Source organism: Spirosoma pulveris (assembly GCF_054781875.1).
Genome location: NZ_BAAGTO010000004.1, coordinates 106,926 through 130,641 on the forward strand (window position 1 = coordinate 106,926; position 23,716 = coordinate 130,641).

A 23,716-nucleotide genomic window follows, 5' to 3' on the forward strand; every position below is an offset into this window, starting at 1 on the left:
TTGATAATAAGGAATGGTTTGCAGTGTATATTCGCTAACTTTATATAGCAAAGATACAGCAAGCGCATAGAGTAAAGTAACTTTTGTACGATTTGTAGAATGATGCAGGTTGATCAGTCGGTCCATTCAACTCTTAGAGAGCGGCTAAAGGAAATTTTCGGGTATAGCCAGTTTCGGGGCGAGCAAGAAGCTATTATATATAGTATTCTGGCAGGGCGGAATACATTTGTTATTATGCCCACTGGTGCGGGTAAGTCTCTTTGCTATCAACTGCCCGCTATTGTAAGTGAGGGTACTGCCGTCGTCATTTCGCCCCTGATCGCGTTAATGAAGAATCAGGTTGACCAATTAAACGCCTTTGGTATCAATGCACAATTCCTGAACTCAACGCTTTCAAAAGCGGAGATGAACAAGGTAAAAAAGGATACGCTTAACGGCTCTCTCAAGCTGCTGTATATTGCTCCCGAGTCGTTGACGAAGGAAGAAAACTTGGATTTTCTTAAGAAAGCGAACATCTCATTTGTTGCTATTGATGAAGCCCACTGTATTTCGGAATGGGGGCACGACTTTCGTCCGGAGTACCGGAAAATCCGGGGAATAGTCGATAACATTGGCAACTTACCCGTCATTGCACTCACGGCAACAGCCACGCCCAAAGTGCAGCAGGATATTCAGAAGAACCTGCAGATGGAAGATGCCAATCTGTACAAGACATCGTTTAACCGGAAGAACTTATACTACGAGATAAGGCCGAAGGTCGATGCCAAAAAGCAACTTATCAAATACATCAAGCAAAACAAAGGTAAGTCAGGGATCATTTACTGCCTGAGCCGTAAAACAGTCGAAGAGATTGCCGAACTGCTCCGGGTAAATGACGTAAAGGCATTGCCTTACCATGCTGGTCTGGACCCGGTTACCCGGATGAACAACCAGGATGCCTTTCTGAACGAAGATGTGGACGTTATCTGCGCCACCATTGCCTTTGGTATGGGCATTGATAAGCCGGATGTCCGGTTTGTTATTCACTACGATGCTCCCAAATCCCTCGAAGGATATTATCAGGAAACCGGCCGGGCAGGTCGTGATGGTCTGGAAGGAAACTGCCTGATGTTCTACAGCTTCGATGATATCGTGAAGCTGGAAAAATTCAATAAAGACAAGCCCGTTACCGAACGCGATAACGCCAAGCACCTGCTCACCGAAATGGTATCGTATGCCAACCTCGGGGTTTGCCGTCGGCGGCAGCTGTTGGGGTACTTTGGTGAGTTTATGGAGAAAGACTGCGGTTTCTGCGACAACTGTTTGAAATCGCCGGAGAAGTTCAAAGCACAGCACGAGGTTGTACTGGCCCTTCAAACCGTTCTCCAAACCGATCAGCGTTTCGACGTTGCTCACCTGGCCGATGTGTTAACGGCCACCAGCAATCAGTATGTGACCAGCTACGAACACGACCGTCTTGCTGTATATGGTAAAGGACTTGAGTTCAATGAAGATTGCAATTTCTGGTGTTCGGTCATCAAGCAAATTACCATTTACGGCTATCTCGAAAAGGATGTTGATAACTACGGTATTCTGAAGTTAACCCAGCGTGGCCTGAACTACATTGAAGATCCTTACCCGGTTACGCTCACAAAGGATCATGATTACGAGCAGCAAAGCGCTGATATAAAGGAGGAAGAGGACAAAGACTCGGCGCCGTCATCGGGTGGAATTGCCTATGACGAAGAGTTGCTGGGCCTGTTAAAAGCACTGCGGAAACGGCTTGCCAAAGAGAAGAATCTGCCACCTTACGTTATTTTCCAGGAGACATCCATGGAGGAGATGGCCACCACATACCCCACCACACGTGAGGAAATGGCCCAGATCAATGGCGTGGGTATGGGTAAGGTGCAGAAGTTTGGTAAACAGTTTATTGACCTGATTACCAAATACGTTGAAGATAATGACATTGAGACGGCTAAAGACGTAGTTATCAAGTCGACCGTCAATAAGTCGAAAGTCAAAATCTTTATCATTCAGCAGATCGACCGGAAAGTTGACTTAGATGAAATCGCTGAATCGAAGTCACTGAGTATGGAAGACCTGATGGAGGAGATTGAACACATCTGTTACTCAGGTACTCGGCTAAACCTCGATTACTACATTAATCAGGTAATGGATAAAGACCGGCAAGAGGAAATCTACGAATACTTCATGCACGCTGAGAGCGATAACATCGCCGTAGCCTTACGTGAATTTGGAGGAGATGATTTCACCGAACAAGACCTGCGCCTTATGCGCATCAAGTTCCTGTCGGAAGTAGCTAATTAAAAGTCGGTAAGTCAGCAAGCCGGTAAGTTGGTGAGTCAGTAGATGCATGTGTACTGACCGCACGGGTAGTCTCGTAACCAACGTACTGGCTTACCAACTTACCGGCTTACCAACTAATTTATGAATATACTAATACTTGGATCGGGGGGGCGCGAACATGCTTTTGCCTGGAAACTAGCGCAGAGTCCGTTATGTGATACACTCTTTGTAGCGCCGGGTAATGCCGGAACAGCACAGGTGGCTACAAATCTGTCAATAAGTTATAATGATTTTCCGGCCGTTGCTGAGGCCATTCGGGATAAAGAAATCAACCTGTTGATCGTAGGTCCTGAAGAGCCGCTGGTAAAGGGTATTGTTGATTTTCTTCGCGAACAGCCCGATCTATCCAGCCTTGGTATTGTTGGTCCCGATGCGCAGGGTGCCCAGTTGGAAGGTAGTAAAGACTTCTCCAAGCAATTCATGCTTCGGTACGGCATACCAACGGCCGCTTCACAAACCTTTACCGTCGATACGCTTCAGGAAGGGCTCGATTACCTGGAAAAACACGCACTCCCCATTGTTATTAAAGCAGATGGGCTGGCGGCCGGTAAGGGGGTCATTATTGCCGAAACAGTTGCAGATGCTCAAACGGCAATGCGGGATATGCTCGACGGGCAAAAGTTCGGGGCAGCAGGCAGTAAAGTTGTTGTGGAGCAGTTTTTGCGAGGCATTGAGTTGTCGGTCTTTGTACTGACCGATGGTGTTAATTATAAGATTTTACCTGAAGCCAAGGACTACAAACGCATTGGCGAGCAGGATACCGGGCCTAATACAGGTGGTATGGGTGCTGTGTCGCCGGTAGTTTTTGCGAGTAAATCCTTTTTACAAAAGGTAGAAGACAAAGTAGTAAAGCCTACACTGGCTGGTTTACAGCAGGAAAATATTAACTACCAGGGCTTTATCTTTGTTGGGTTGATGAAAGTAAACGGAGAACCCTACGTGATCGAGTACAATGCACGCATGGGCGATCCTGAAACGGAAGTCGTGTTACCCCGTATCCAAAGTGATTTTGCCGAACTGATGCAAGCTACGGCTGCTGGTGAACTGGACAAACTTAGCGTTCAGGTATCGCCACAAACGGCCGTAACAACCATGCTAGTATCGGGTGGATATCCCGGCGATTATGTAACCGGTAAAATCATTTCGGATTTAGAACGTTTAGAAGATGTGACAGCGTTTCATGCAGGAACGCTGGAAAAAAACGGTCACGTGTTGACCAATGGTGGACGGGTACTGGCGATTACCGCACAGGCCAACTCGCTTGAAAACGCTGTCAGGAAGTCGCAGGAAGCGGCCCGGATAGTACAATTTGACGGAAAACAGTACCGTAAAGACATCGGGCTCGACCTGATTCGGTACTCCGACTAACTGATTTGCGAATGAAACGGTATGATTCAGGCACCAGCGCCATTGTACTTAGTCGTTCGCAGGTCGTAAATTATATATATACATGTCCTGCAAATCTTGTGCAACCGGCGGGTGTGGAACCCAACGTGGCGCATCTGATGGCGAGAAAACAGCCACAAAAGGATGCGGTAGCGGAGGGTGTAGCACTGGAGGCTGCAATAAACTGAATTCGTTCGACTGGCTGAGTGACATCGCCATGCCGGGCCAACGATACGATGTAGTTGAGGTTAAATTTAAAGGTGGACGGAAAGAATATTACCGAAATGTTCATCTGCTTGATTTAACTACGGGTGATTATGTGGTGGTCGAAATGCAATCGGGCTTTCACATCGGCGCGGTCTCCCTTCAGGGGGAACTGGTACGGTTACAGGTGAAGAAACGAGCTGTGAAAATTAATGATGATACCAAAGTCATTCATCGGATCGCTACGCCAAAAGATATGGAACGCCACGAACAGGCCGTTCTGCGGGATTTGCCCGCTTTGTACCGCTCCCGCGAAATTGCCCGGGAACTGAAGCTCAATATGAAATTGTCGGACGTTGAATTTCAGTCTGATAATACGAAGGCTACATTCTATTATTCGTCTGAAGAGCGGGTCGATTTTCGTGAGTTGATCAAGATGCTGGCCGGTGAGTTTAAGGCGCGTATCGAAATGCGGCAGATCAGCCTCCGTCAGGAAGCGGGTCGGTTGGGAGGTATTGGCTCCTGCGGGCGCGAGCTATGTTGCTCGACCTGGCTAACCGATTTCAAAAACATCGCTACTTCGGCGGCTAGGTACCAGAATCTGTCGTTGAATCCGGCTAAGCTGTCGGGTCAGTGCGGCCGCTTGAAATGCTGTCTGAACTACGAACTGGATACCTACATGGATGCGCTTCGGGATATTCCAACGATTGAAAAGCCGCTGGAAACCCAAAAGGGACGCGCTTATCTGCAAAAGACTGATATATTTCGGAAGCTCATGTGGTTTGGCTACAGCGCCGAAAGTACCTGGCATCCGCTACCAATTATTCGGGTACTGGAAATCGTTGAACTGAACAAACGAGGTATCATACCCGAGTCGTTCGAAGTGTTGACGCCCATTGGTGAGAAGGAGCCGACTACGGCAGCAGCGCTCAACAGCGATCTGCAAAAGCTGGACGCCAAGTACACGACCCGGACGCCTTCGAAGAAGAAAAAGAAGAAGTCGAGGGGGCCGGAAAGCGGTACGCCAAGACCGGCCCAAAACGGTAAAGTCAATTAAATAACAAACCCCGACCTTGCTGGTCGGGGTTTGTTGCTTTTAAAAATCACCAGTATAGAATGGACTAAAGACGTAGTAACTGCTGTCGCGTTTGGCACGCTTGGGTGCGGTTTGTATGTTCAGGCGAAATCTGGGGAGCGGATAATCGGCCCGGAACCACTCGCTATAGGGCCGCTCCTGGGTATACAGCCGGGCAACTTCCCGAACATGAATGTCCTTTACATCGGCAACTGTGGCAGGAATGTTATTTATGGCAACTTCTACCGATTTGGCGTAATCGTCGTACACGCTCAGGTGTTCGTTCTTGGTTCGTTCGACCAGTGCGTCTTTATTATGGAAGAATGTCGCTTCGAGCAGCTGATTCATGTTGAACGAAAACGTCTCCCCGAGCGGATGCTTAGAAATCGCTGCTGCCTGGAGCAGCGTAAAGAACTGGTTTCGCTTCCTGCTGAATAGAATAGGTTCAGGACTCGTCTGAATTAAAATCTGATAAGGCTTGGCTTTCGTATCGACGTCAGGCATGTTTTCCCACTGGTGCATGACAAATAATTCGCTGACAAATTCAGGTGCCAGCTTCGACAAGGCATCAGCAGATACTGCTTTTCCATCAATGTAGACCGCCGATTCATACTTGTAATCGTCTGGCAGTATAAATTGATTGCCTTTAAGCTGTAGCACCACAGGCTTACTTTGAACGACCTCTGTTCCAAATTTATCAGTAAAAAGTGCCATATGGCGGTACCAGGTTGCTTTGTCTTCTAAATCAACGACCATAGCCCGCGTTGGTGTGTTGGCTGCCAGCGTTTTGGGGCTCCATACATGACCTGGTATGTGAATCTGTTCCTTAACCTTGTGCTGGCAGGCAAATACCATGCTACCCGTTAGTATGATCCAAAGAGCATAGCGCCACCATGCCCATGGCCCGGAGCGTTGGCTGTTGATCATGCCAACCCGCTGGCGCAAAGTTGGTCCGCTGAATTGGTTGGTGAAGGAATACATGCAACTGTTTTATTTATCTTCAGTGGTGTAGATTAAGAGCGCAGAGGTAAAGGATTCTTTTTTTGCCGGATTGTACTGTAATTTTTTAACGACTGAATATAACTGATTGACTTTCCAGTTGCTTATAGCTTCCCGTTCTACCGGCTCGTTATTGATAAAAACTTTAATAGCCCCCAAATCTTGATCGACTGCTAACGAACCATCCGTGTTAACAGTCAGGCCACTGTTTCGAGTTGATTTACTTTTAAAGTACTCTTTTGAGTATGTACTTGCACCGTTTCCCAAATCCTTGAACTTCCGTTCGCCGTCCTGAATCAAGTAGTCTAGCCGATGAGCTTGAATAAATTGGGCAACACCCGCTTCGTCTAGGGCCGCCGTTTTGCGTAGAGCTTCCGGAAAATCATTTTTGTAGTACTTCAAAGCACCTGTACCGGCACTGCCGGCTTTGGGACCAGTGCCAAGAAGTCCGGCAATGGATGGAATGGGTTTGCTGTCGTCTTCTGTTTCGTCACAACGCGCCATTCCGCCCGATGCCCGCTGAATAGTAAACACAATTCGTTCTATGTATGCATAAAGCGGATCATACTTGACTTCGTTAAGTTGCATAGTGCTGCCATGTTTGGCAAACTCCTGCTTCATTATTACAAAATCGTCAAATGTTGTTTTAGGGGTTACTATCCAGTATAAATAATCTCCCTGATAAGCCATGTAGCGGGAAGGGCTGACTCGAGTCGAATCTTTTTTGGTTTGCTGACTGATGGAGTCTACCGTTGATTGGGCCGGCTGAATGAGCTGTATATCAAGAGTACGATCGGCCGGGAGAGTCGTCGTTCTGTCAACGGATATGTCTTGTTCTTCGATCGGCTGGGGCATTTTTTTTAACGGTCCACTTAGCAAGGCCGAGGAAACCTTGCTGGGCAAGTGTTTGGCTAATGCGTTTAGCTGAGGCCGCGCAAAGGCAGAAGCTACAGTTAAGGCAGCCAGTACGAGAACAGGGTACTTGAGCCAGCTTAATTGGGTAGATTTAGATCGGTTGAGCATGACAATCCGGGATTTGAGTTGCGACCTGTTAAAGTGGTTTGTAATAGTCGATTGACCACCGGATAAACTCACTTTCAGTAAATTATATTGATACAGTTTCGCATCGACGCCCTCCGCCAGTACGGTCTGGTCGGCGCTGAACTCAAGCGTCTGCTGAAGCAATTTTCGAAACAGATAAGCCGCCGGATTGTACCAGAAAAGAATACAGACAAGCTCGGCCCCGATCATATCGAAGCTGTGCCGCTCGCGCACATGAACCCGTTCGTGCCGAAGAATCTGATCTAATTCATCAGGTGTGTGCTGGTTTGGATTAACAAATACCCAGCTAAAAAAGGAGAAAGGAGAGGGGATGGCGGCACTTTGCACCAGTATAAAGTCGGTAGAACGCTCCTGGATAGACCTTCGGATAAGTTTGCGGAGAGAAAACAACTGACCAATGAACCGAATAAGGAGCAACAGGACACCAAGAAAATAAAGCAGGACCAGCCCGTTTTGCCATGACCAGACAAATTGCTGCTGTTGCGCCTGAAAAGCCCGATAGGTCTTTAAGTTGGGAAAGGTAATCGTTACGTCAGGGTAAGGAGTGCGCGGCTCTGAAAGCACTTTGGGTATAATAACCTGAGCCGTATGCTGCATGACCGATCGAACCGGCTGCGGACGCCAGTCAGGGAGTTCGAGTAATGGGAGGACAACCGAGCTGGCCAGACCCAGCCACAACGCCAGTCGATTGGCACCAAAAAAGGTTTCCCGCCGGAGCAGTATATAGAAAGCAACACTTACAACGGCCAGCAGGCCATTGACCAACACAACATAGCGTAACGTTTCCATAGCGGTAACAAATCCTGGATAGTGCCCGGCTAATTTTTTATAGAAACCGGACGTTAATCCGGGAGAGTACCACTATTTCTTCTCGATCATCGCCAGGATTTCCCGCAGTTCATCGGCAGAGATCTTCTCATTTTGCGCAAAGTAACTGACTAGATTCTTATAGGAGTTATCGAAATATTCATCGACCACTTTGGTAAGAACAAATCGATTCTGGTAGGCTTCTTTACTGATTATCGGGTAATATTCGTGGGTGTTACCGTATGCTTTATGGCCGATATATCCCTTTTCTTCGAGGTTGCGTACAATGGTCGAAACCGTATTATAATGCAATGGCGGGTTTGTAAACTGGGGCACCATATCTTTTACGTACCCTTGCTCCATCTTCCAGAGCACCTGCATAACTTCTTCTTCTTTAGCTGTTAACTTTTCCATAGAACAAAGCTAAAACTATTTTTATCGTTTGCAAACTAATTAAGTAGTTTTTTGGCGTTTGAAAAGCCAGCCGCCCCGTTGTAGATTTGTGTACTATATTGAGTTAGGTCTATGAAACGATTGGGGTTAGTATTACTCGTGGCGTTACTGGTCGGCAGTTGCGACACAAACGCCGTTTATAAAGAATACACCGATATTGAGGATGGAAAGTGGTATATTAAAAATGCACCTTCGTTCACCTTCGAAATCAAGGATACATCGGTTCCCTACAACATTTACTATAATCTTCGCAACAGCCTGTCATACGGATATTACAATCTTTACCTGACTCGCTACCTGCGCGACGCTTCTGGTAAAGAACTCGAATCCCGTCTGGATGAGTTAATTCTGATGGACCCTAAAACGGGCAAACCTAATGGCGATGGCCTGGGTGATCTCTTCGACCACAAGTTCCTGATGAAGCGTAACTACCGTTTTCCAAAACCCGGTAAATATACCATGCAGCTAAAGCAGTACATGCGTCAGGACCCGCTGCTTAACGTCATGAGTGTCGGCATTACGGTCGAAAAAGCCGCTCCTTCTCATTAAACCGACTTGTGCTGCTAATGGTAACTGATTTTTTGCGTAAAAACCGGCTCTTTTTTCTTCCATATGCTTTCCTGCTGCTGCTGTTTGGCGTACTCCAACTGATTTTTTCCCAGGAGCAGCTAATGCAATGGGTGAACACGCGTAATAGCCCGGCTGCCGACGCTCTTTTTCCGTACATCACCTACCTGGGCGATGGGATTTTTTTTGCTGTGGTCTGTCTGCTTCTCGTTTTTTTTAACCGGCGTATCGGGTTGATGGCCTTCGCCAGTTTCGCGCTGTCGACTTTAACCTCCGAATTTCTGAAGAAAGTGGTCTTTAAAGGTTCGCCCCGTCCTCTAAAATATTTTGAACATTCAAGCTTTCAATATCACCTCATCGAAGGCCTGGATATTTTCAGTTATAACAGCTTTCCATCGGGGCATACTATTACGGCTTTCGCTCTGTTTAGCCTGATGGCGTTTCTGGATGACAATAAAAATAGGGGCTGGATTTGGCTGTTATTGGGTGTTCTGGCGGGGTATTCGCGCGTTTATCTATTCCAGCATTTCGTTGAAGATGTGTTTGTTGGTTCGTTGGTTGGCACTATTTCGTCGGTGATTATATTTCGATTAATGTGCAATTGGGCGACGAAAACGAAGCTACCGTCAGATAAATAGCTTGCCGTTTTTGCCTACTTTTGTTTAGAGCTCTGCCGAACCATTGCCAAAGCTGAGCCGTTACCTCAATATTACCAAATCAACGTGCATCGACAAACTCCCTCATGAGCGACGCCATCAAACATGAGTGCGGTATTGCCCTGATCCGGCTGCGCAAACCGTACCAATATTACATTGACAAGTACGGTACAGCGCTCTACGGCGCTAACAAACTTTACCTGCTTATGGAAAAGCAGGTGAATCGCGGGCAGGACGGCGCCGGTATTGCCAACATTAAACTGGATGTACCAGCCGGGCACCGCTACATCAGCCGCTACCGTTCCGTCGATCAACGGCCCGTAACGGACATCTTCGAGAAGGTTAACAAGAAATTTCGTAAAGCGCTCAAAGGCAACAAAGAAAAAGCTAAAGACGCTAAGTGGCTTCAGGAAAACATCGCTTTCACGGGCGAAGTCTGGATGGGTCACCTCCGCTACGGCACGCACGGAGCGAACGAGATCGAAAACTGCCATCCCATGCTTCGACAAAGCAACTGGCGCAGCCGGAATCTGGTCGTGGCGGGTAATTTCAACATGACCAATGTTGAAGAGCTGTTTGATAAGCTCGTTTCGCTGGGTCAGCATCCGAAGGATAAGGTTGACACCGTAACGGTGATGGAAAAAATCGGGCACTTCCTGGATGAAGAAAATCAGCGGGTGTTCGAGCGGTTCAAGGGCATTTATGAAAACCCCGATCTGTCGGATATTATTGAAGATAATCTCGATTTACAACGCGTTCTGCACCGTTCCTGCCGTGATTTTGACGGCGGCTATGCCATGGTTGGCATGACTGGTTACGGGGCGGCTTTCGTAGCCCGCGACCCGGCCGGTATTCGTCCCGCTTATTACTATGCCGATGACGAAGTTGTGGTGGTTGCATCCGAAAAACCAGCCATTAAAACCGCTTTCAACGTCGACTACAGTGCCATACAGGAAGTAAAACCCGGTCATGCACTTATCGTTGACAAATACGGTGAGTATAGGGAACAGGAGTTTGTAAAACCCATTGAGAAGAAATCATGCAGTTTCGAGCGGATCTACTTCTCACGGGCTACCGACCCCGATATTTATAATGAGCGCAAAACGCTGGGAAAACTGCTGATTCCGCAGATCCTCGAAGAAATAGACTACGATCTCGAAAACACGGTCTTTTCCTACATACCAAACACAGCCGAAACGGCTTTCTTCGGTATGGTAGAAGGATTGGAAGATTACCTGGCCAAGCAGCGTAAGAAAGCCATCATGGACGGTATCCTTTTCGAAGAAGAACTGGACCGGGTGCTGTCATTCCGACCACGAATTGAAAAGCTGGTGGCCAAAGATGTAAAACTACGCACCTTTATTGCCGACGATTCGCAGCGGGACGATATGGTGTCGCATGTGTACGATACCACCTTCGAGGTGATCAAGAAAGGCAAGGATAATGTAGTTGTGGTCGATGACTCCATTGTTCGGGGCACTACGCTGGAGAAAAGCATTCTGCGAATGCTGGATCGGCTTGGTCCCAAGAAAATCATCATTGTTTCTTCGGCCCCGCAGATTCGATTCCCCGATTGCTACGGCATCGACATGTCGAAGTTCAAAGAGTTCATTGGTTTCCGGGCGGCACTTGAGCTACTCCGCGACCGGGGACAGGAAGATTTACTGGAGGAAGTGTACGGCCAGTGTGTAGCGGCCATAGAGTCTGGCAACGCAAACAAACAAAACTACGTTAAGGCGATCTTTGAGCCGTTTACACACGACGAACTATCTCGTAAGGTTGCGGAAATCGTTACCCCCGCCGACCTGAATGCTGAGATCGCCGTTGTTTACCAGACCGTTGAAAATCTCCATAAAGCCTGTCCAAACCATTCCGGCGACTGGTACTTTACGGGCAACTACCCAACTCCGGGCGGCAATAATGTTGTGAACAAGGCCTTTGTGAACTTCATGGAAGGGAAACTGGTAAGAGCGTACTAAGATTTAGTATAAACGTAAAGTGGGTGGAGTAAGTGAAAGCAGGTCAGTATAGAACTGCTTTCACTTACTCCACCCACTTTACGTTTATACCAGTTACTTCTGCCAGATAAGGGCGTTTATGTTGGCACCTATCTTTTTGCCCTCAACCAGGCCGGTTTCGTTGTCTTGTTTGGTATGTATGTTACCATAGAAACGCGAATCGGCTGATTCTTGGGCTGCCTGTGTAAATGATGTAAACGAACGCGCCTTGAACTCAACATTCCGGGTGGCATCTTTTGCCCGGTTACTATGCGAATCGTCCGTAAACGCAAAGTTTTCGCCGTAAATTGCATTTAACACGGTAGCCGCCGACGATGACTGGGTGGCATGGCCGGATGGGTAGCCTGGAAAAGGTGGCGCTGGCCAGAAGGGAATCCAGTTTGGGTCGATGGCCAGTCTGACGTATGTGTAAGGACGCATATTATTGTAAGTGTACTTACAGCGCCAGCAGAGCGTAAAGGCATCGGCGACCGCAATTCCTGTGCGCGCGAAGGTCTCAACCGCTTTTGCAAGTGTGGCTTTGTCGGTCAATGCGGCAATCCGGGCGATGTTGTACGAGTGGCCGGGAGGTGTAAACGTTTCAGCCGGGTTATCGGCCCACCAGACAGCAATCTCTTTCTCAGTTTGAGTCAGTCTTTTTGACTTATTATACACATCCATGTACTGGCCAAAAGTTTCCGATTTTGCGTCTGTTGAGTACGGCAGCGGCTTAGGCATTGGCAGTTCGTCATTGGTTTTCACGAACGTTCTGTTTTGACCCCAATAAGGTTGCATAGGAATCTTCTGCCCGTTTTCTGTGGGCTGCCAAAGACCAGCACCCGTGGGCACAATGTAGCTGGCCGGAAAGTTTCGGCTGTAGCCAGCGTCACCCCCGTCGGACTTGGACCAGTCAAAAATTGCATCCGCAATTTTTTTTCCAAACTCAATTGAGCGTTGGTTAACGGTTTCGTCGGTATCCTTAAATGCTGCTTGTAGTGCTGTTTCCAATGAATCCAGTGTAGTCTTGTTGGCCGCACTTGTTGTTGGGTAAAGGTTTCGTAAAATGGTCGCTTCGGCCGCGTTGGCACTTAACGCCCAATTGTAAACTTTACCGGATTGTGCCTGAGGTAATGCAGTAAGTCCCTGCAGCTGGCCCACGAGTGATCGCCGGGTTGTTATGCCGGGTACGACTGCTTCATATAGGGTAAGACCCGCGTACCCATAGGCTCTGGCGGCCACCGGAGGAGTGAATCCGGGGGTTGTTCTCGTTAGTTTGAGCTGTAGAGCCGCCCATTGAGTGGCTACGTTACCTGTATATAAATCAGCCGTTTTGCCCAGTGGCATCAGGGGTTCCGGGTCTGTTGGCTGTACCCGACAGGACTGTAAAAAAGACAATACAATCAGACTAAGCAATAGACCACTCCGGTTACTCTTAAAGGCGACGGGGTAATGAGAGCCCCTGATTTGGAGAAAGTAAAAAGGTGAAATCATAAATTATTACGGCATAAGATGTACTACCAAATAAATAGGAGTCTGAGCTTCAATTAGAATTAGCAAAAATGTTGCCAGATAGATTAATACGGTGACTCGCCCCGATTGTCTGTGTACACGAAAACATAACTTTCGGCGTACCTTTGATTAATAGACTAATCACTATTTATTCAATGCGTATTCCTGAAGAAACCGTCGAACGAATTCGCCAATCAGCCGACATTCTGGAGGTAATAAATGATTTCGTGTCGCTGAAGAAACGAGGTAGTAACTACATTGCCTGTTGCCCGTTTCATAATGAGAAAACGCCGTCATTTAACGTTAACCCAACCCGGCAGATCTATAAATGCTTTGGTTGTGGGAAAGCGGGAGACTCCGTGCGTTTTATCATGGATATTGAGAATATCGGGTACGGTGAAGCCTTACGCTATCTGGCCAAGAAGTACGGCATTGAGATCGAAGAGCAGGAACAAACCCCAGAAGACTTGCTACGGCAAAACGAACGGGAGAGTCTGCTGATCGTTCTGAATTTTGCTAAAACGTTTTTTCAGGAAACGCTTAAAACAACTGACGAAGGTAAAAGCATTGGCCTGAGCTATTTCCGGGAGCGTGGCTTTACGAATCCTACCATGGATGCCTTTGAGCTGGGCTATACGCTTGACCAGTGGGACGCGCTTTTGAAAGAGGGATTGCGCCGTGGATATAGCCGGGATCTACTGGAGAAAGCCGGTCTTATCCTGGTAAAAGAAGGTTCGGCCGGGGGCGATAGTAAAGCATTTGACCGGTTCCGGGGACGGGTTATGTTCCCGATCCATAATGTGTCGGGGCGGGTCATTGCTTTTGGGGCGAGGATTCTAAAAACCGATAAGAACCAGCCCGGTGGCGCGGCACCTAAATACCTTAACTCGCCGGAAACGGCAGTTTATCATAAAAGCCAGGTTCTGTACGGCATCTATCAGGCCAAACAGGCTATACGGCAGGAAGACGTCTGTTACCTGACCGAAGGCTACACAGATGTAATTTCTCTGCACCAGGCTGGAATTAAAAACGTGGTCGCTTCGTCGGGAACATCCTTAACAACCGACCAGATTCGCTTAATTTCACGCTTCACACCGAACGTCACTATTCTGTACGATGGTGATGCCGCCGGTATCAAAGCGGCTTTGCGTGGGCTGGATATGGTACTGGAGGAGGGCTTGAACCTTCGCCTTCTGCTCTTGCCGGATGGCGAAGACCCGGACAGTTACGTCCACAAGATCGGGGCCGATGCGTTTAAGACCTATATACGGGAGCATGCTCAGGATTTTATCGACTTTAAAGCCAGCCGGTGGCTCACCGAAGCGGGCGACAATCCATTAAAACGGGCCGAAGGTATCTCCGACGTTTGTGTCAGTATCACCAAAATTCCGGATGCGCTTAAACGCCAGACACTGTCTCAGCGGGTAGCGCAGGTCTTTCACGTCAGTGAGCAATCGGTCATATCGGAAATAAATCGACTGTTACGAAAGCAGCAGGATCAGAGCAAAAAGGATTCCGAGCGTCAACAGCGAACAGGGGATTCATCCGGTAGAAAAACAACGGCGAACCCTGTGTCGGCGCCCTCCGGTGAGCCTTCTCTCGATGACATCAATTCGCTTCTGGATGGCTTTGCTCCTGATCACCCTGACATGGATTTTCCGGCCGAAGCGGTAGCACCGGGCAAATTCTTTACGGATGAGCGCACAAAAGGCGTCAGAGCGCCGTTATCCTACCAGGAAGAGGAATGTGTGCGGTTACTGATCAACTACGGTGTACGCGAACTGGAGCCGGGTATAACGTTGTGTCAGTACGTACTGAGTGAACTGCATGATATTGATTTTCAAACACCCCCTTACAACCTTATTTTAACGCTCTTCAGGGAAGCGTATTCGCGTGGGGATATTCTGACGGCCAATGATTTTCTAAATCGTCGTTCTGAGACATCAGAATGGCCGGGTGGGGCGGAAATTCAAAATCAGGCTATTCACCTAACTACACCGCGCTACGAGATTAGTGAAGGATGGTTAAAGCACGAAATCTTCGTCCCGTCGGAAGAGGAGGTTGGAATTTTGGCCGATGCTGCTTACCGGAACATTCTGCGTATTAAAAAACTGCTGGCCGAACAACGCATGGCAACCCTGCAACAACTGCTCCGGGAATCGGGCAATAAATCGCCGGAAGAAGCCGATCAGTTGTTAACGGAATTTATGCACTTTAAACGGATAGACATCGAAATATCGAGTCTGCTTGGAACTGTTATTTCTGGCTGATGGTCATAAAAAAAGGCTCCAACTTACTAAAGTGGAGCCAACCTTTATCAATAGGGAGGGGTGAACACTAAGCTTGAGCTACTGTAGAGACACCAAGTAACTCGGCATCAATTTTTCGATTCAATTCATCCAGCAGACTGGCATGAGAGTGAAGTTGACCTGGCTTTGACAATTGATTCGACTTGCCTGGTTTTGAACCAGACATGTCCAGTAGTAAAGTCATCATAACATCGCCCATGTGCTGGCGTAGTTCGATGAGTCGAGTTAAACGAGCCCGGTTTGCCGGTGTATGCCGACGGCCCATAGCCTGTAAAGTAGTAATGATTCGATCCAATTTAGCGAAGCGATAATGAAATGCTTCCGTTGCCTGTGCCCACGCCAAAATGACTTTCTGGATCTCCTCTTCTGAGGCTTCGTAGCCAAACGATATTGCTGATTCTTCCTGATTCATCGCCCGATGGTCAAATGTGTTTTTTGCAATTGGATAACCAAAAGTAGACCTGACTTTATGCTGAAAGCAAGCCGTTATGCGTGAAATCACCATTTTCCCGGACGAAATCACCCAAATTGTTTCATCTAATTGGTTGATTTCGTCCGGGAAAATGGTGATTTCAAACATTGAGTGTTACAGAATAGTATGCAACTGTGTTACATTGATCCATCTATACGTGAAGAATGTCATGAGCCAATTCGTCAGTGATGAGGAGATCACTAAAAAATTCGCGATTCGCCGACGAGACTTTTCTATTCTCGTTGCGCAATCAGAACAGTTTAATTGTGAAGTATTGAGTCAGCTTTTGAAGGAGCAAGGCTACAATGTGGTGGGTCGAGCAGTGGAGATGGAAGACACACTCCAGCAGATTCGGGTTAAGCGCCCCCAATGTGTTATTCTGGAATCAGAGATTTCAGGACAGCGTAGCTTTGATATTGTTGAGCAGATGCAGGAGTCGAACCAGCAGACTAAATTCATTTTATATACCCGAAATCCAGATCTGAGAGTGGTAGCCAATGCCATGAAGATTGGGTTCTTTGGCTTTCTGTATGCCACAGATGGACTGGATGAATTGTACCGGTGTTTCCAAACAGTGAGTAACGGGGGGTGCTACTATAGCAACGGGTTCATGAACTTACTTAAGAACTTCGGTTTGGAAGTAATTTCTGATAGAACGCGTGATGAACTCAGCCGATTAACGCAGCGGGAGCGTGAAGTCTTACGAATGATTGCCAATGGTAATACAGCCAGTGAGATTGCCGAGAAATTAAACATCAGCTATCGAACAGCCGTAAATCATAAAGCACATATCGCAAAAAAACTGGAGCTGAGCAGTTGCCGCCAGTTACCAAAGTACAGTATTGCCGTCAAAAACTATCTGTAAAGGTAGTTTCGAGCGGATCTTTGCTGGAGAGGGGGCGCTGATTGTTTTGAAGCCACTCTCTGAATTCCTGCATTCGGGCTCGGGGAACAATTATATCATGTCCCTCGAGCGTGTTTAGCCGGACAATATACTTGCCATTTTCCCAATAAGCGTAGTTTAACACCGCCTGCCGGTTAACAATATAATCACGCTTAATACGGAAGAACTGAGTGGGATCTAATTCCGCTTCGAGGTCATTGAGCGTTTTACTAATTAAATAGCGCCCTTTTGCTAACTCAGCATAGTAAAATCGCTCTTCAATAGTAAAGTAATAAACATCGTTAACCGGAAAGTCTAATTCGCCGATTGAATTTTTTCCTTTTAAATAAGACAAGTACGGTGATGGGACAACTTGTTTAGGTGAAAAAGTGGCTGACAAAGCCAAGGCTTCTTGAGCGACTTTTGCTGCTTCGGCCTCAGCAGCTTCAAGAGCTTCACGACGCTGTTTAAGATAGTCCTGGAGCAGAGATATGTTAAGTGCAATATATCCCACCAGAAGGATTGGAAATAGATAGATAAAGTATACGTTCCATCGAAACGTATCGACTATGTATTTCTCCCAGTAACCACTTATTGAATAGTCAGGAAAAAAGACCAGCAGGTATCGAACGGTTTGGGTAATCGGATTGAAAATCCAGAAGGCAATCAATAAAACCGGGAGAAACTGTAGTTGGTAATTTCCAATCGACCGCCAGTCATTTTCAATACTCTTTAGATTAAGCCACCGATGGAAGAGATTAACGAGAGCTATTGTAATGAAAAGAGTAACCAGCTCAGGAATAATTAACGAGCGCAGCAATAGGCTTACATAATGCAAATAGCCACCGGCTTCCTGCACTTTGTATGCTTTTATGTTATACCCAATAGACCAGGATAGAGCCTCGATTAGCAGTACGATGCTCAGCAGAATCAATACGCCATTGATTGGTTTTCTTAGGAAGCCCCGCGTTAATTGAATTTCCTTCATGCTGTCTCCTTATTCAAAACTCCTACTAAGATAGTGGTAATAATTAACTAATTCCAAGCGCTAATTCGGACATTTTTCACCATTGATGACCCTTGATTAAGCCGGTAGCTTTGTATCAACAAAAACGAACTACAAACACAAGCCAATCAATAACCATCATGAAAAAGCAATTCGCTATCAAACCAGCCCAAGTTGTAAAAGCAATCTCTAACTCAGTCGCTAAAGCCGAATCAGCTAACATTCTTAAATTTCTTGGCGACACTCCCCGTTGCTGCAGCGAATGGGATTTGGGTCCAAGCGGTAAAATAGTGGCCACCCGCTAATCTGTTTATGCCATGCTAACAGCAAAGCAACTTTACAAACAAGAACTTGATTACTGCCGAGAACACTTCGAGAAGGTAGACCTTGCCAAAGAGCAAGGCTACCTCATGAAGTTCACCACGTTCTCCGCCACAATTGAAAACATTTTGCCGGCAATACCCCGCCAAAAACATGCAACCATGTTCAGGGATCTATTGTTGCAGCAAGTTTTCACCACCTTCGATCAGCAGTTTTTGAGCGCTGGTGACCTGGTAAAACTACGTGGAAGGCGGAAAGTAGGGAGTAAAGCAGAAGGCCCTCGTATTTACTGTACTTACCATCTTGGATCTTATCGCTTGCTCACGAGCGTACTTTTCCGGCAGGGAGTTGATTGCGTGCTGCTTGTAGGCAGCAACATGAATCGAAGTCAGGGCGATGGCATGGCAGAACACATAGCAGGATTACGTAAAAAGCATGGTTTAACGAATGTATTTCGAGTAGTTGAAGCCGGTAGCCCATCTGCAGGGTTGACCGTTCTCCGGGAGCTAAAAGCCGGTCGTTCACTGATTGTTTATGTTGATGGCAGTCCGGAAACCTATCCCGAACCTGGAGAAGAGACACAATTTTTATCTGTACGATTTGGTCAGCGCCATGTTCTAACCCGTAAAGGGGTTGGCTATCTATCTCATGCAACAGGAGTTCCCATCGTGCCTGTCGTTAGCTATAGAGGTGCCGATCGTATGAATACCCTACACTTTCTTGAGCCGATCCGGCCAATTATACAGAGTGACCGGGAGATCTATTGCCAGGAAGCGTTGCAACAGTTATATGATGCATTCTGGCCCTTTTTGAACAAGTATCCCGAACAATGGGAAGGGTGGAATTACATCCATCTATTTTTAGAACCTGAAAAGATAAAAAACAGGACATTCAGACGTACTGGATGCCAACCAACTTTTAATGAAGAACGATATTCGCTGTGTGATCTTCAGCAGGCCCCTATCCTCTTCGACAGACAGAATTACCAGACGTATGAAATAACAGAAGACTTACGGGACCTCCTCATGAACCTGCATAAAATCGACTCTGTACAGGATGTAGTTGGACAGGAAGTATTTGGAGAGTTATTAGAAATGGAAGTCCTTTGCTAATATAATCTATTGTTTAAAAGACAAACCTCAGAACAATTGTTCTGAGGTTTGTCTTTTAAACGGTATGGTAAAATTTTACTATACGATTAGGTATTATTGCTAACTTCTATTTCTTCTCCTGTCTTATTGAAAAACTTAAAGTTAACAATACCTAAAGACGTATCCTTGACAATCTTAACCCAGGTTTTGTACTTTACATACCATTGCATCTGTCTTGAGTAGATACCTTTAGTATAATAAGCGTATAAAAACGGATTCATAGAAATAGAGATGCCACGTTCATTTTGCTTCGTCAGCATATAATCGAGGTTATTTTCAATAACATCGGTTACCAGAACGCTAGCCTGAATGGTGCCGGTACCTCCGCAGGTTGGGCAAACCTCGCGGGTAACAATGTTCATTTCTGGTCTAACCCGCTGTCGGGTTATCTGCATCAGGCCAAACTTCGTTAATGGGAGGATGGTAAACTTCGAACGCTCCGGCTTCATTTCATCGCGCATGATGTCTTGCAGAAGTTTCTTGTTTTCTGCTTTCTTCATGTCAATGAAATCAATGACGATGATACCACCCATATCACGCAATCGAAGCTGGCGAGCTATTTCTTTAGCAGCTTCGCGGTTTACGCTAATGGCCGTTGCTTCCTGGTCCTCTTCCGAATTTGATTTATTACCGCTGTTGACGTCAATAACGTGCAACGCTTCGGTGTGTTCAATGATCAAATAGCCGCCACCAGGTAAGCTAACGGAGCGTCCAAACAACGATTTGAGTTGTTTTTCCAAACCTAATGCTTCAAAAACCTTGGTCTTACCGGTATGGAGTTTAACGATTTTCTCCTTATCCGGGGCAATAGTATGAATGTAATCCCTGATTTCGTCGAACGATTCACGGGTATCCACGGTAATGCTCTCAAACGATTCATTGAGCATGTCGCGTAAGATAGACGAAGCCCGATTCATTTCGCCCAGAATTCTGTCACGGGGTTTCGCTTCTGAAAGCGATTTAATTGCCTGATCCCATTTGGCAAGTGAATGCTGCAAATCTCGATCGAGTTCTTCAACGTCTTTGTCCTGCGCAACGGTACGAACAATTACACCAAAGTTTTTAGGCTTAAGCGACGACATGAGCCGCATGAGCCTTGACCGCTCACCACGGTCGGTAATTTTTTTGGACAGGTTGACCCCATCCGAAAACGGCACCAGGACTAAATAACGTCCGGCAATAGAAATATCGCAGGAAAGGCGTGGACCTTTGGTCGAGATAGGTTCTTTAACTATCTGAACCAGAATGGGAGCGTTCTTTGTCAGTACCTTATCGATTTTCCCAATCTTATCGATAACCGGCTCCAACTGATTCTGGTTGAGCCGCCCGGTCGTGACGCGCTTGGCGATTACGTCTTTAACAAGCTTGTTGAGCGAATTGATATTCGGTCCCAAGTCCTGATAGTGCAAAAAGCCATCTTTCTCATGCCCAACGTCCACAAAAGCAGCGTTGAGGCCTGAAGATAGTTTTTTGACTGTTCCTAAGTATAGATCGCCAACGGTAAAGCTGCTGTCTAACTCTTCTTCGTGATACTCCAGCAATCTCTTGTTCTGCAAGAGCGCAATCCGATCACCTTTCTGAGTCGAACTGATAACTAATTCATTACTCACAAGATGAATGTACGGTTAGAATGGCAATATAAAAAGAAAGAAGCCACGTTCGGACTTTACAGACCGGCCGAGGCTTCTATTAAAAGTTTGTAGTTTGTAGTTTTCAGTTGAAGTTAGGTAATGCACTGGCCATTAGGCTGCTGCTCATCGTTAAAACTACAAACCACAAACTACAAACTATTTTTTCTTGTGCCGGTTTTTTCTGAGCCGTTTTTTCCGCTTGTGTGTGGCAATTTTGTGCCGTTTCCGTTTCTTACCGCAAGGCATAGTTAAACAGTGTTTAATGGTTGAAAATACGTGTCGGCCGATCACCTGATCAGGCCCTTAAAATCAATAAATAAGGTAAAATGAATAATGTACTATCTCTAATCATTATTCATTCTGCATTATTCATTTTGAAAGCCGCTCTTCGTACTCGCGTACAGCCGCTAAAATTTGCGGGTCTTTCTCCTGCTTTTTCACCTGAGCCAATACCTGTTTTGCTTCCGCTTTCTGACCGGCTTCTGCTAAACTGATACCCAGGTAAAACTGTGCTTTCCGGCTGGTAGGGTTATTCACCAGAATCTGCCGGAATCGCTCTATAGCCCGTTCATACTGATTTGACCGCATGGATAACAAGCCCAAGTTGAACAGAGCCAGTTCATTTGCCGGGTCCTGTTTCAATACTTCACGCAGCAGCATGATTCCCTGCATGGGCGTATCCGTATTGACATAGGTCATAGCCATGTTAGCCTTGGCCGACAGCAAATTCGGGTTTTTAGCCAGCGCCTGCTGGTAAAACTCGCGTGTTTTCTGGCCTAAGAGAGCGGTTTTTTTATCATCTACTGCGAAGGTATACGCTTCGAAGTGTTCGTCGCCTGCACGCAGCAGGTTCCGCTCATTGGGCTGTGCCATGGCCACTAATCCAGCATAATGAGCCGCGCTGTCATAGCGGGTCAGGTCGCGAAAAAGGGCAATCAGTTTCTCTCCAATGGGTTCTTTCTGGGTTGGGCCTGCCGAGGCAAACTCAGTTTCCAGTGTTCGTAAGCGCTTTTGTTGCTCCGGCGATATTGGCTTCTCATGGATTGCCGAGGCATCGGCTCCTTTTCCTGTAACGTTAAGCGAATCAGTACCCGACTGCGCAACTGTGGGCGTTTGCGTCGCATGACCTCCCTCGCTGGATGCACTAAGCTGCTTATTGTCATTGCGCACAACCACTTTGGGCAGGGAGTACAACCCGGCCGTCAGGGCCGAAGCCAGTACGATAACAAACAACACAGATTTATTCATGGGGTAAAGTCGTCATGATGCAAACGCCCAGACTTGCTCAGTTTTCGTTAATTGTTTACTCAGCTGCTACTTTAGCTTTGTCGCTGGTTTTCACCTGTTCAACAAATACTTTGGCGGGCTTAAAGCTCGGAATGAAGTGCTCGTCAATTACCATAGCGGTGTTTTTAGAGATATTCCGGGCTACTTTCTTGGCTCTTTTCTTATTGATGAAGCTGCCGAACCCTCTCACGTAAATGTTCTCTCCCTCGGCCAGCGAGTCTTTAACTACTGAAAAAAAAGTTTCCAGTGTGTTGGTCACTTCTGCCTTGTCAATTCCGGTCTTATCGGAGATCTCGGCAATTACATCTGCTTTCGTCACGACTTCTTAAACTTTAACGTTTACTGTATTGTTGAAAATTGGGCTCTCAAAAATGGGAGCACAAAGGTAGGGGTTTCCCATAAATTATAAAACCCTGTGCTTCCGTTTTTATAAGGTAACGTCTTATTTTTCTTGTTTATTTTGGATTGGCAATCAGACTCTAACGATATCGAAATCACTTTTGCTCCCACACTTGAGCAGTGGTATGCGATCCACAAACGTGACCTCCCCTGGCGTCATACGCTTAATCCCTATTATATCTGGTTGTCTGAAATTATACTCCAGCAAACCCGTGTGGCGCAGGGTAAACCCTACTATGAGCGCTTTGTAGCCGCCTACCCGACCATCTCGGATATGGCTACTGCCGATGAACGTGAACTGCTTCGTCTCTGGCAAGGCCTGGGTTATTATTCACGAGCTCGAAATCTTCACCAGACTGCCCGCCACATAACGGAGAAATTAGCCGGTAAGTTTCCGGACACCTATCATGACTTGTTGAAAATGAAGGGGATAGGTGCTTACACCGCGGCCGCTATTGCTTCTTTTGCGTTTGGTGAACGGGTGCCCGTCGTTGATGGGAATGTGTATCGGGTACTGGCCCGGGTGTTTAGTATTACAGAAGACATTACGACAACAACGGCTAAAAAAACGTTTGCCACATTAGCGATGCGGTTGATTCAGGCGTCGGTAGATCCGGCTACCTATAACCAGGCTATTATGGAGTTTGGAGCGATCCACTGTACACCTGTCGCACCCGACTGTTTGCTGTGCCCCGTTCAGCAGCAATGTGTTGCTTATTTAACTGGCCGTCAGCACCAGTTACCCGTTAAATCAAAAAAGGCTCCGGTGCGGGAAAGATTTTTCAGTTATCTGGTTTTTCGACAAAATGGACGTCTGGCACTGCATGAGCGAGTGGCCCGCGACATTTGGCAAAACCTGTATGATTTTCACTTAGTGGAAACCGATGAACCCAAAACTGCGTTGCGGGATATACCCTTATCCGAACCCATCAGTAGTTTAGTAAACGAAGGAAAGCTGGTAGATGCTCCCGTTGAAGCGACGCAACTGCTGTCTCACCAGCGACTACGGGCTACTTTTTTTCTGATTGACTTACCGGAAAAGGCTGTCGGCAGTTTGCCGATTGATTTACAGTGGTATTCAATGGAGGAAATAAGTATACTACCCAAGCCCGTATTGATTACAAACTATTTGGCGAAACAGTTTGCATGAGTCGGTATATTTCAGTATCTTTAATCTTCTTTAACACTACCCA

At 46.8% G+C, this 23,716-nt stretch carries 20 protein-coding genes; 11 read left to right on the forward strand and 9 right to left on the reverse strand.

Features of this window, described 5'->3' with window-relative positions:
• Positions 1 to 99: 99 nt before the first annotated feature.
• The 3 genes from recQ (at position 100) to ACYVJM_RS16370 (ending at position 4,996) form a co-directional block, all read left to right on the forward strand.
• Complete coding sequence (recQ, locus tag ACYVJM_RS16360) at positions 100 to 2,310, forward strand: DNA helicase RecQ (RefSeq protein WP_461149301.1); 2,211 nt, start codon at positions 100 to 102, stop codon at positions 2,308 to 2,310.
• A gap of 120 nt (positions 2,311 to 2,430) precedes the next feature.
• Positions 2,431 to 3,717, forward strand: coding sequence for a phosphoribosylamine--glycine ligase (gene purD, locus ACYVJM_RS16365; protein WP_461149302.1), 1,287 nt, complete (start codon positions 2,431 to 2,433; stop codon positions 3,715 to 3,717).
• 82 nt (positions 3,718 to 3,799) lie between these two features.
• A complete protein-coding gene (locus tag ACYVJM_RS16370) occupies positions 3,800 to 4,996 on the forward strand; it encodes a PSP1 domain-containing protein (protein ID WP_461149303.1) in 1,197 nt (398 codons plus the stop codon).
• Between the two features lie 39 nt (positions 4,997 to 5,035).
• On the opposite strand, the gene ACYVJM_RS16375 is transcribed toward ACYVJM_RS16370, so the two are convergent.
• From ACYVJM_RS16375 to ACYVJM_RS16385, 3 genes are all read right to left on the reverse strand, one after another.
• Positions 5,036 to 5,995 (reverse strand): hypothetical protein, encoded by a 960-nt coding sequence (locus ACYVJM_RS16375; protein WP_461149304.1) that lies wholly within the window; start codon positions 5,993 to 5,995, stop codon positions 5,036 to 5,038.
• Positions 5,996 to 6,004: 9 nt separating this feature from the next.
• Positions 6,005 to 7,864 carry a M56 family metallopeptidase gene (locus tag ACYVJM_RS16380; protein ID WP_461149305.1) on the reverse strand — a complete coding sequence of 620 codons (1,860 nt, stop codon included), beginning with the start codon at positions 7,862 to 7,864 and terminating at the stop codon, positions 6,005 to 6,007.
• Positions 7,865 to 7,936: 72 nt separating this feature from the next.
• Positions 7,937 to 8,296, reverse strand: a complete 360-nt coding sequence (locus ACYVJM_RS16385) for a BlaI/MecI/CopY family transcriptional regulator (protein ID WP_461149306.1) — start codon at positions 8,294 to 8,296, stop codon at positions 7,937 to 7,939.
• A gap of 111 nt (positions 8,297 to 8,407) precedes the next feature.
• Here ACYVJM_RS16385 and ACYVJM_RS16390 point away from each other — a divergent pair, with 111 nt between their 5' ends.
• The 3 genes from ACYVJM_RS16390 to ACYVJM_RS16400 all read left to right on the forward strand — a co-directional run bounded on the left by ACYVJM_RS16390 (position 8,408) and on the right by ACYVJM_RS16400 (position 11,537).
• The gene (locus tag ACYVJM_RS16390; protein WP_461149307.1) at positions 8,408 to 8,884 is read left to right on the forward strand and encodes a gliding motility lipoprotein GldH; all 477 of its coding nucleotides are present in this window, start codon (positions 8,408 to 8,410) and stop codon (positions 8,882 to 8,884) included.
• Positions 8,885 to 8,901: 17 nt separating this feature from the next.
• Entirely contained in the window at positions 8,902 to 9,540 is a 639-nt protein-coding gene (locus ACYVJM_RS16395) for a phosphatase PAP2 family protein (RefSeq protein WP_461149308.1), read from the forward strand.
• Between the two features lie 104 nt (positions 9,541 to 9,644).
• A complete protein-coding gene (locus ACYVJM_RS16400; protein ID WP_461149309.1) occupies positions 9,645 to 11,537 on the forward strand; it encodes an amidophosphoribosyltransferase in 1,893 nt (630 codons plus the stop codon).
• Between the two features lie 93 nt (positions 11,538 to 11,630).
• On the opposite strand, the gene ACYVJM_RS16405 is transcribed toward ACYVJM_RS16400, so the two are convergent.
• A complete protein-coding gene (locus ACYVJM_RS16405) occupies positions 11,631 to 13,046 on the reverse strand; it encodes a vanadium-dependent haloperoxidase (protein WP_461149310.1) in 1,416 nt (471 codons plus the stop codon).
• Between the two features lie 173 nt (positions 13,047 to 13,219).
• On the opposite strand from ACYVJM_RS16405, the gene dnaG reads away from it, so the two are divergent.
• Positions 13,220 to 15,334 (forward strand): DNA primase, encoded by a 2,115-nt coding sequence (gene dnaG / locus ACYVJM_RS16410; RefSeq protein WP_461149311.1) that lies wholly within the window; start codon positions 13,220 to 13,222, stop codon positions 15,332 to 15,334.
• A gap of 67 nt (positions 15,335 to 15,401) precedes the next feature.
• Here the strand turns inward: dnaG and ACYVJM_RS16415 are convergent, their stop codons facing one another.
• Positions 15,402 to 15,953: a hypothetical protein gene (locus ACYVJM_RS16415; RefSeq protein WP_461149312.1), complete on the reverse strand. Its 552-nt coding sequence runs from the start codon at positions 15,951 to 15,953 to the stop codon at positions 15,402 to 15,404.
• 61 nt (positions 15,954 to 16,014) lie between these two features.
• On the opposite strand from ACYVJM_RS16415, the gene ACYVJM_RS16420 reads away from it, so the two are divergent.
• A complete protein-coding gene (locus ACYVJM_RS16420; protein ID WP_461149313.1) occupies positions 16,015 to 16,710 on the forward strand; it encodes a LuxR C-terminal-related transcriptional regulator in 696 nt (231 codons plus the stop codon).
• Here the strand turns inward: ACYVJM_RS16420 and ACYVJM_RS16425 are convergent.
• Positions 16,694 to 17,716, reverse strand: a complete 1,023-nt coding sequence (locus ACYVJM_RS16425; RefSeq protein ID WP_461149314.1) for a LytTR family DNA-binding domain-containing protein — start codon at positions 17,714 to 17,716, stop codon at positions 16,694 to 16,696. The two genes, ACYVJM_RS16420 and ACYVJM_RS16425, sit on opposite strands and share 17 nt — an antisense overlap.
• 158 nt (positions 17,717 to 17,874) lie before the next feature.
• Here ACYVJM_RS16425 and ACYVJM_RS16430 point away from each other — a divergent pair, with 158 nt between their 5' ends.
• Positions 17,875 to 18,039 carry a hypothetical protein gene (locus ACYVJM_RS16430; RefSeq protein WP_461149315.1) on the forward strand — a complete coding sequence of 55 codons (165 nt, stop codon included), beginning with the start codon at positions 17,875 to 17,877 and terminating at the stop codon, positions 18,037 to 18,039.
• 12 nt (positions 18,040 to 18,051) lie between these two features.
• Positions 18,052 to 19,167: a lysophospholipid acyltransferase family protein gene (locus tag ACYVJM_RS16435; protein WP_461149316.1), complete on the forward strand. Its 1,116-nt coding sequence runs from the start codon at positions 18,052 to 18,054 to the stop codon at positions 19,165 to 19,167.
• Positions 19,168 to 19,253: 86 nt separating this feature from the next.
• On the opposite strand, the gene ACYVJM_RS16440 is transcribed toward ACYVJM_RS16435, so the two are convergent.
• From ACYVJM_RS16440 to ACYVJM_RS16450, 3 genes are all read right to left on the reverse strand, one after another.
• Positions 19,254 to 20,816, reverse strand: coding sequence for an Rne/Rng family ribonuclease (locus ACYVJM_RS16440; protein ID WP_461149317.1), 1,563 nt, complete (start codon positions 20,814 to 20,816; stop codon positions 19,254 to 19,256).
• A 390-nt stretch (positions 20,817 to 21,206) separates the two neighbouring features.
• Positions 21,207 to 22,085, reverse strand: a complete 879-nt coding sequence (locus tag ACYVJM_RS16445) for a tetratricopeptide repeat protein (RefSeq protein ID WP_461149318.1) — start codon at positions 22,083 to 22,085, stop codon at positions 21,207 to 21,209.
• A 55-nt stretch (positions 22,086 to 22,140) separates the two neighbouring features.
• Positions 22,141 to 22,443 (reverse strand): HU family DNA-binding protein, encoded by a 303-nt coding sequence (locus ACYVJM_RS16450; protein ID WP_012930434.1) that lies wholly within the window; start codon positions 22,441 to 22,443, stop codon positions 22,141 to 22,143.
• A gap of 141 nt (positions 22,444 to 22,584) precedes the next feature.
• Between ACYVJM_RS16450 and mutY the strand changes: the two genes are divergently transcribed.
• Positions 22,585 to 23,673, forward strand: a complete 1,089-nt coding sequence (gene mutY, locus ACYVJM_RS16455; protein ID WP_461149319.1) for an A/G-specific adenine glycosylase — start codon at positions 22,585 to 22,587, stop codon at positions 23,671 to 23,673.
• The last annotated feature ends 43 nt before the right edge of the window (positions 23,674 to 23,716 follow it).

Excerpts from the sequence above, each read along its gene's own strand:
- ACYVJM_RS16375 (WP_461149304.1), bottom strand. The coding sequence starts at position 5,995 with ATGTATTCCTTCACCAACCAATTCAGCGGACCAACTTTGCGCCAGCGG.
- ACYVJM_RS16400 (WP_461149309.1), top strand. The coding sequence starts at position 9,645 with ATGAGCGACGCCATCAAACATGAGTGCGGTATTGCCCTGATCCGGCTG.
- ACYVJM_RS16430 (WP_461149315.1), top strand. The coding sequence starts at position 17,875 with ATGAAAAAGCAATTCGCTATCAAACCAGCCCAAGTTGTAAAAGCAATC.
- purD (WP_461149302.1), top strand. The coding sequence starts at position 2,431 with ATGAATATACTAATACTTGGATCGGGGGGGCGCGAACATGCTTTTGCC.
- ACYVJM_RS16370 (WP_461149303.1), top strand. The coding sequence starts at position 3,800 with ATGTCCTGCAAATCTTGTGCAACCGGCGGGTGTGGAACCCAACGTGGC.
- ACYVJM_RS16425 (WP_461149314.1), bottom strand. The coding sequence starts at position 17,716 with ATGAAGGAAATTCAATTAACGCGGGGCTTCCTAAGAAAACCAATCAAT.
- ACYVJM_RS16445 (WP_461149318.1), bottom strand. The coding sequence starts at position 22,085 with ATGAATAAATCTGTGTTGTTTGTTATCGTACTGGCTTCGGCCCTGACG.
- ACYVJM_RS16380 (WP_461149305.1), bottom strand. The coding sequence starts at position 7,864 with ATGGAAACGTTACGCTATGTTGTGTTGGTCAATGGCCTGCTGGCCGTT.
- ACYVJM_RS16385 (WP_461149306.1), bottom strand. The coding sequence starts at position 8,296 with ATGGAAAAGTTAACAGCTAAAGAAGAAGAAGTTATGCAGGTGCTCTGG.
- ACYVJM_RS16395 (WP_461149308.1), top strand. The coding sequence starts at position 8,902 with ATGGTAACTGATTTTTTGCGTAAAAACCGGCTCTTTTTTCTTCCATAT.
- ACYVJM_RS16405 (WP_461149310.1), bottom strand. The coding sequence starts at position 13,046 with ATGATTTCACCTTTTTACTTTCTCCAAATCAGGGGCTCTCATTACCCC.
- ACYVJM_RS16420 (WP_461149313.1), top strand. The coding sequence starts at position 16,015 with ATGAGCCAATTCGTCAGTGATGAGGAGATCACTAAAAAATTCGCGATT.
- dnaG (WP_461149311.1), top strand. The coding sequence starts at position 13,220 with ATGCGTATTCCTGAAGAAACCGTCGAACGAATTCGCCAATCAGCCGAC.
- recQ (WP_461149301.1), top strand. The coding sequence starts at position 100 with ATGATGCAGGTTGATCAGTCGGTCCATTCAACTCTTAGAGAGCGGCTA.
- ACYVJM_RS16390 (WP_461149307.1), top strand. The coding sequence starts at position 8,408 with ATGAAACGATTGGGGTTAGTATTACTCGTGGCGTTACTGGTCGGCAGT.
- ACYVJM_RS16435 (WP_461149316.1), top strand. The coding sequence starts at position 18,052 with ATGCTAACAGCAAAGCAACTTTACAAACAAGAACTTGATTACTGCCGA.
- ACYVJM_RS16415 (WP_461149312.1), bottom strand. The coding sequence starts at position 15,953 with ATGTTTGAAATCACCATTTTCCCGGACGAAATCAACCAATTAGATGAA.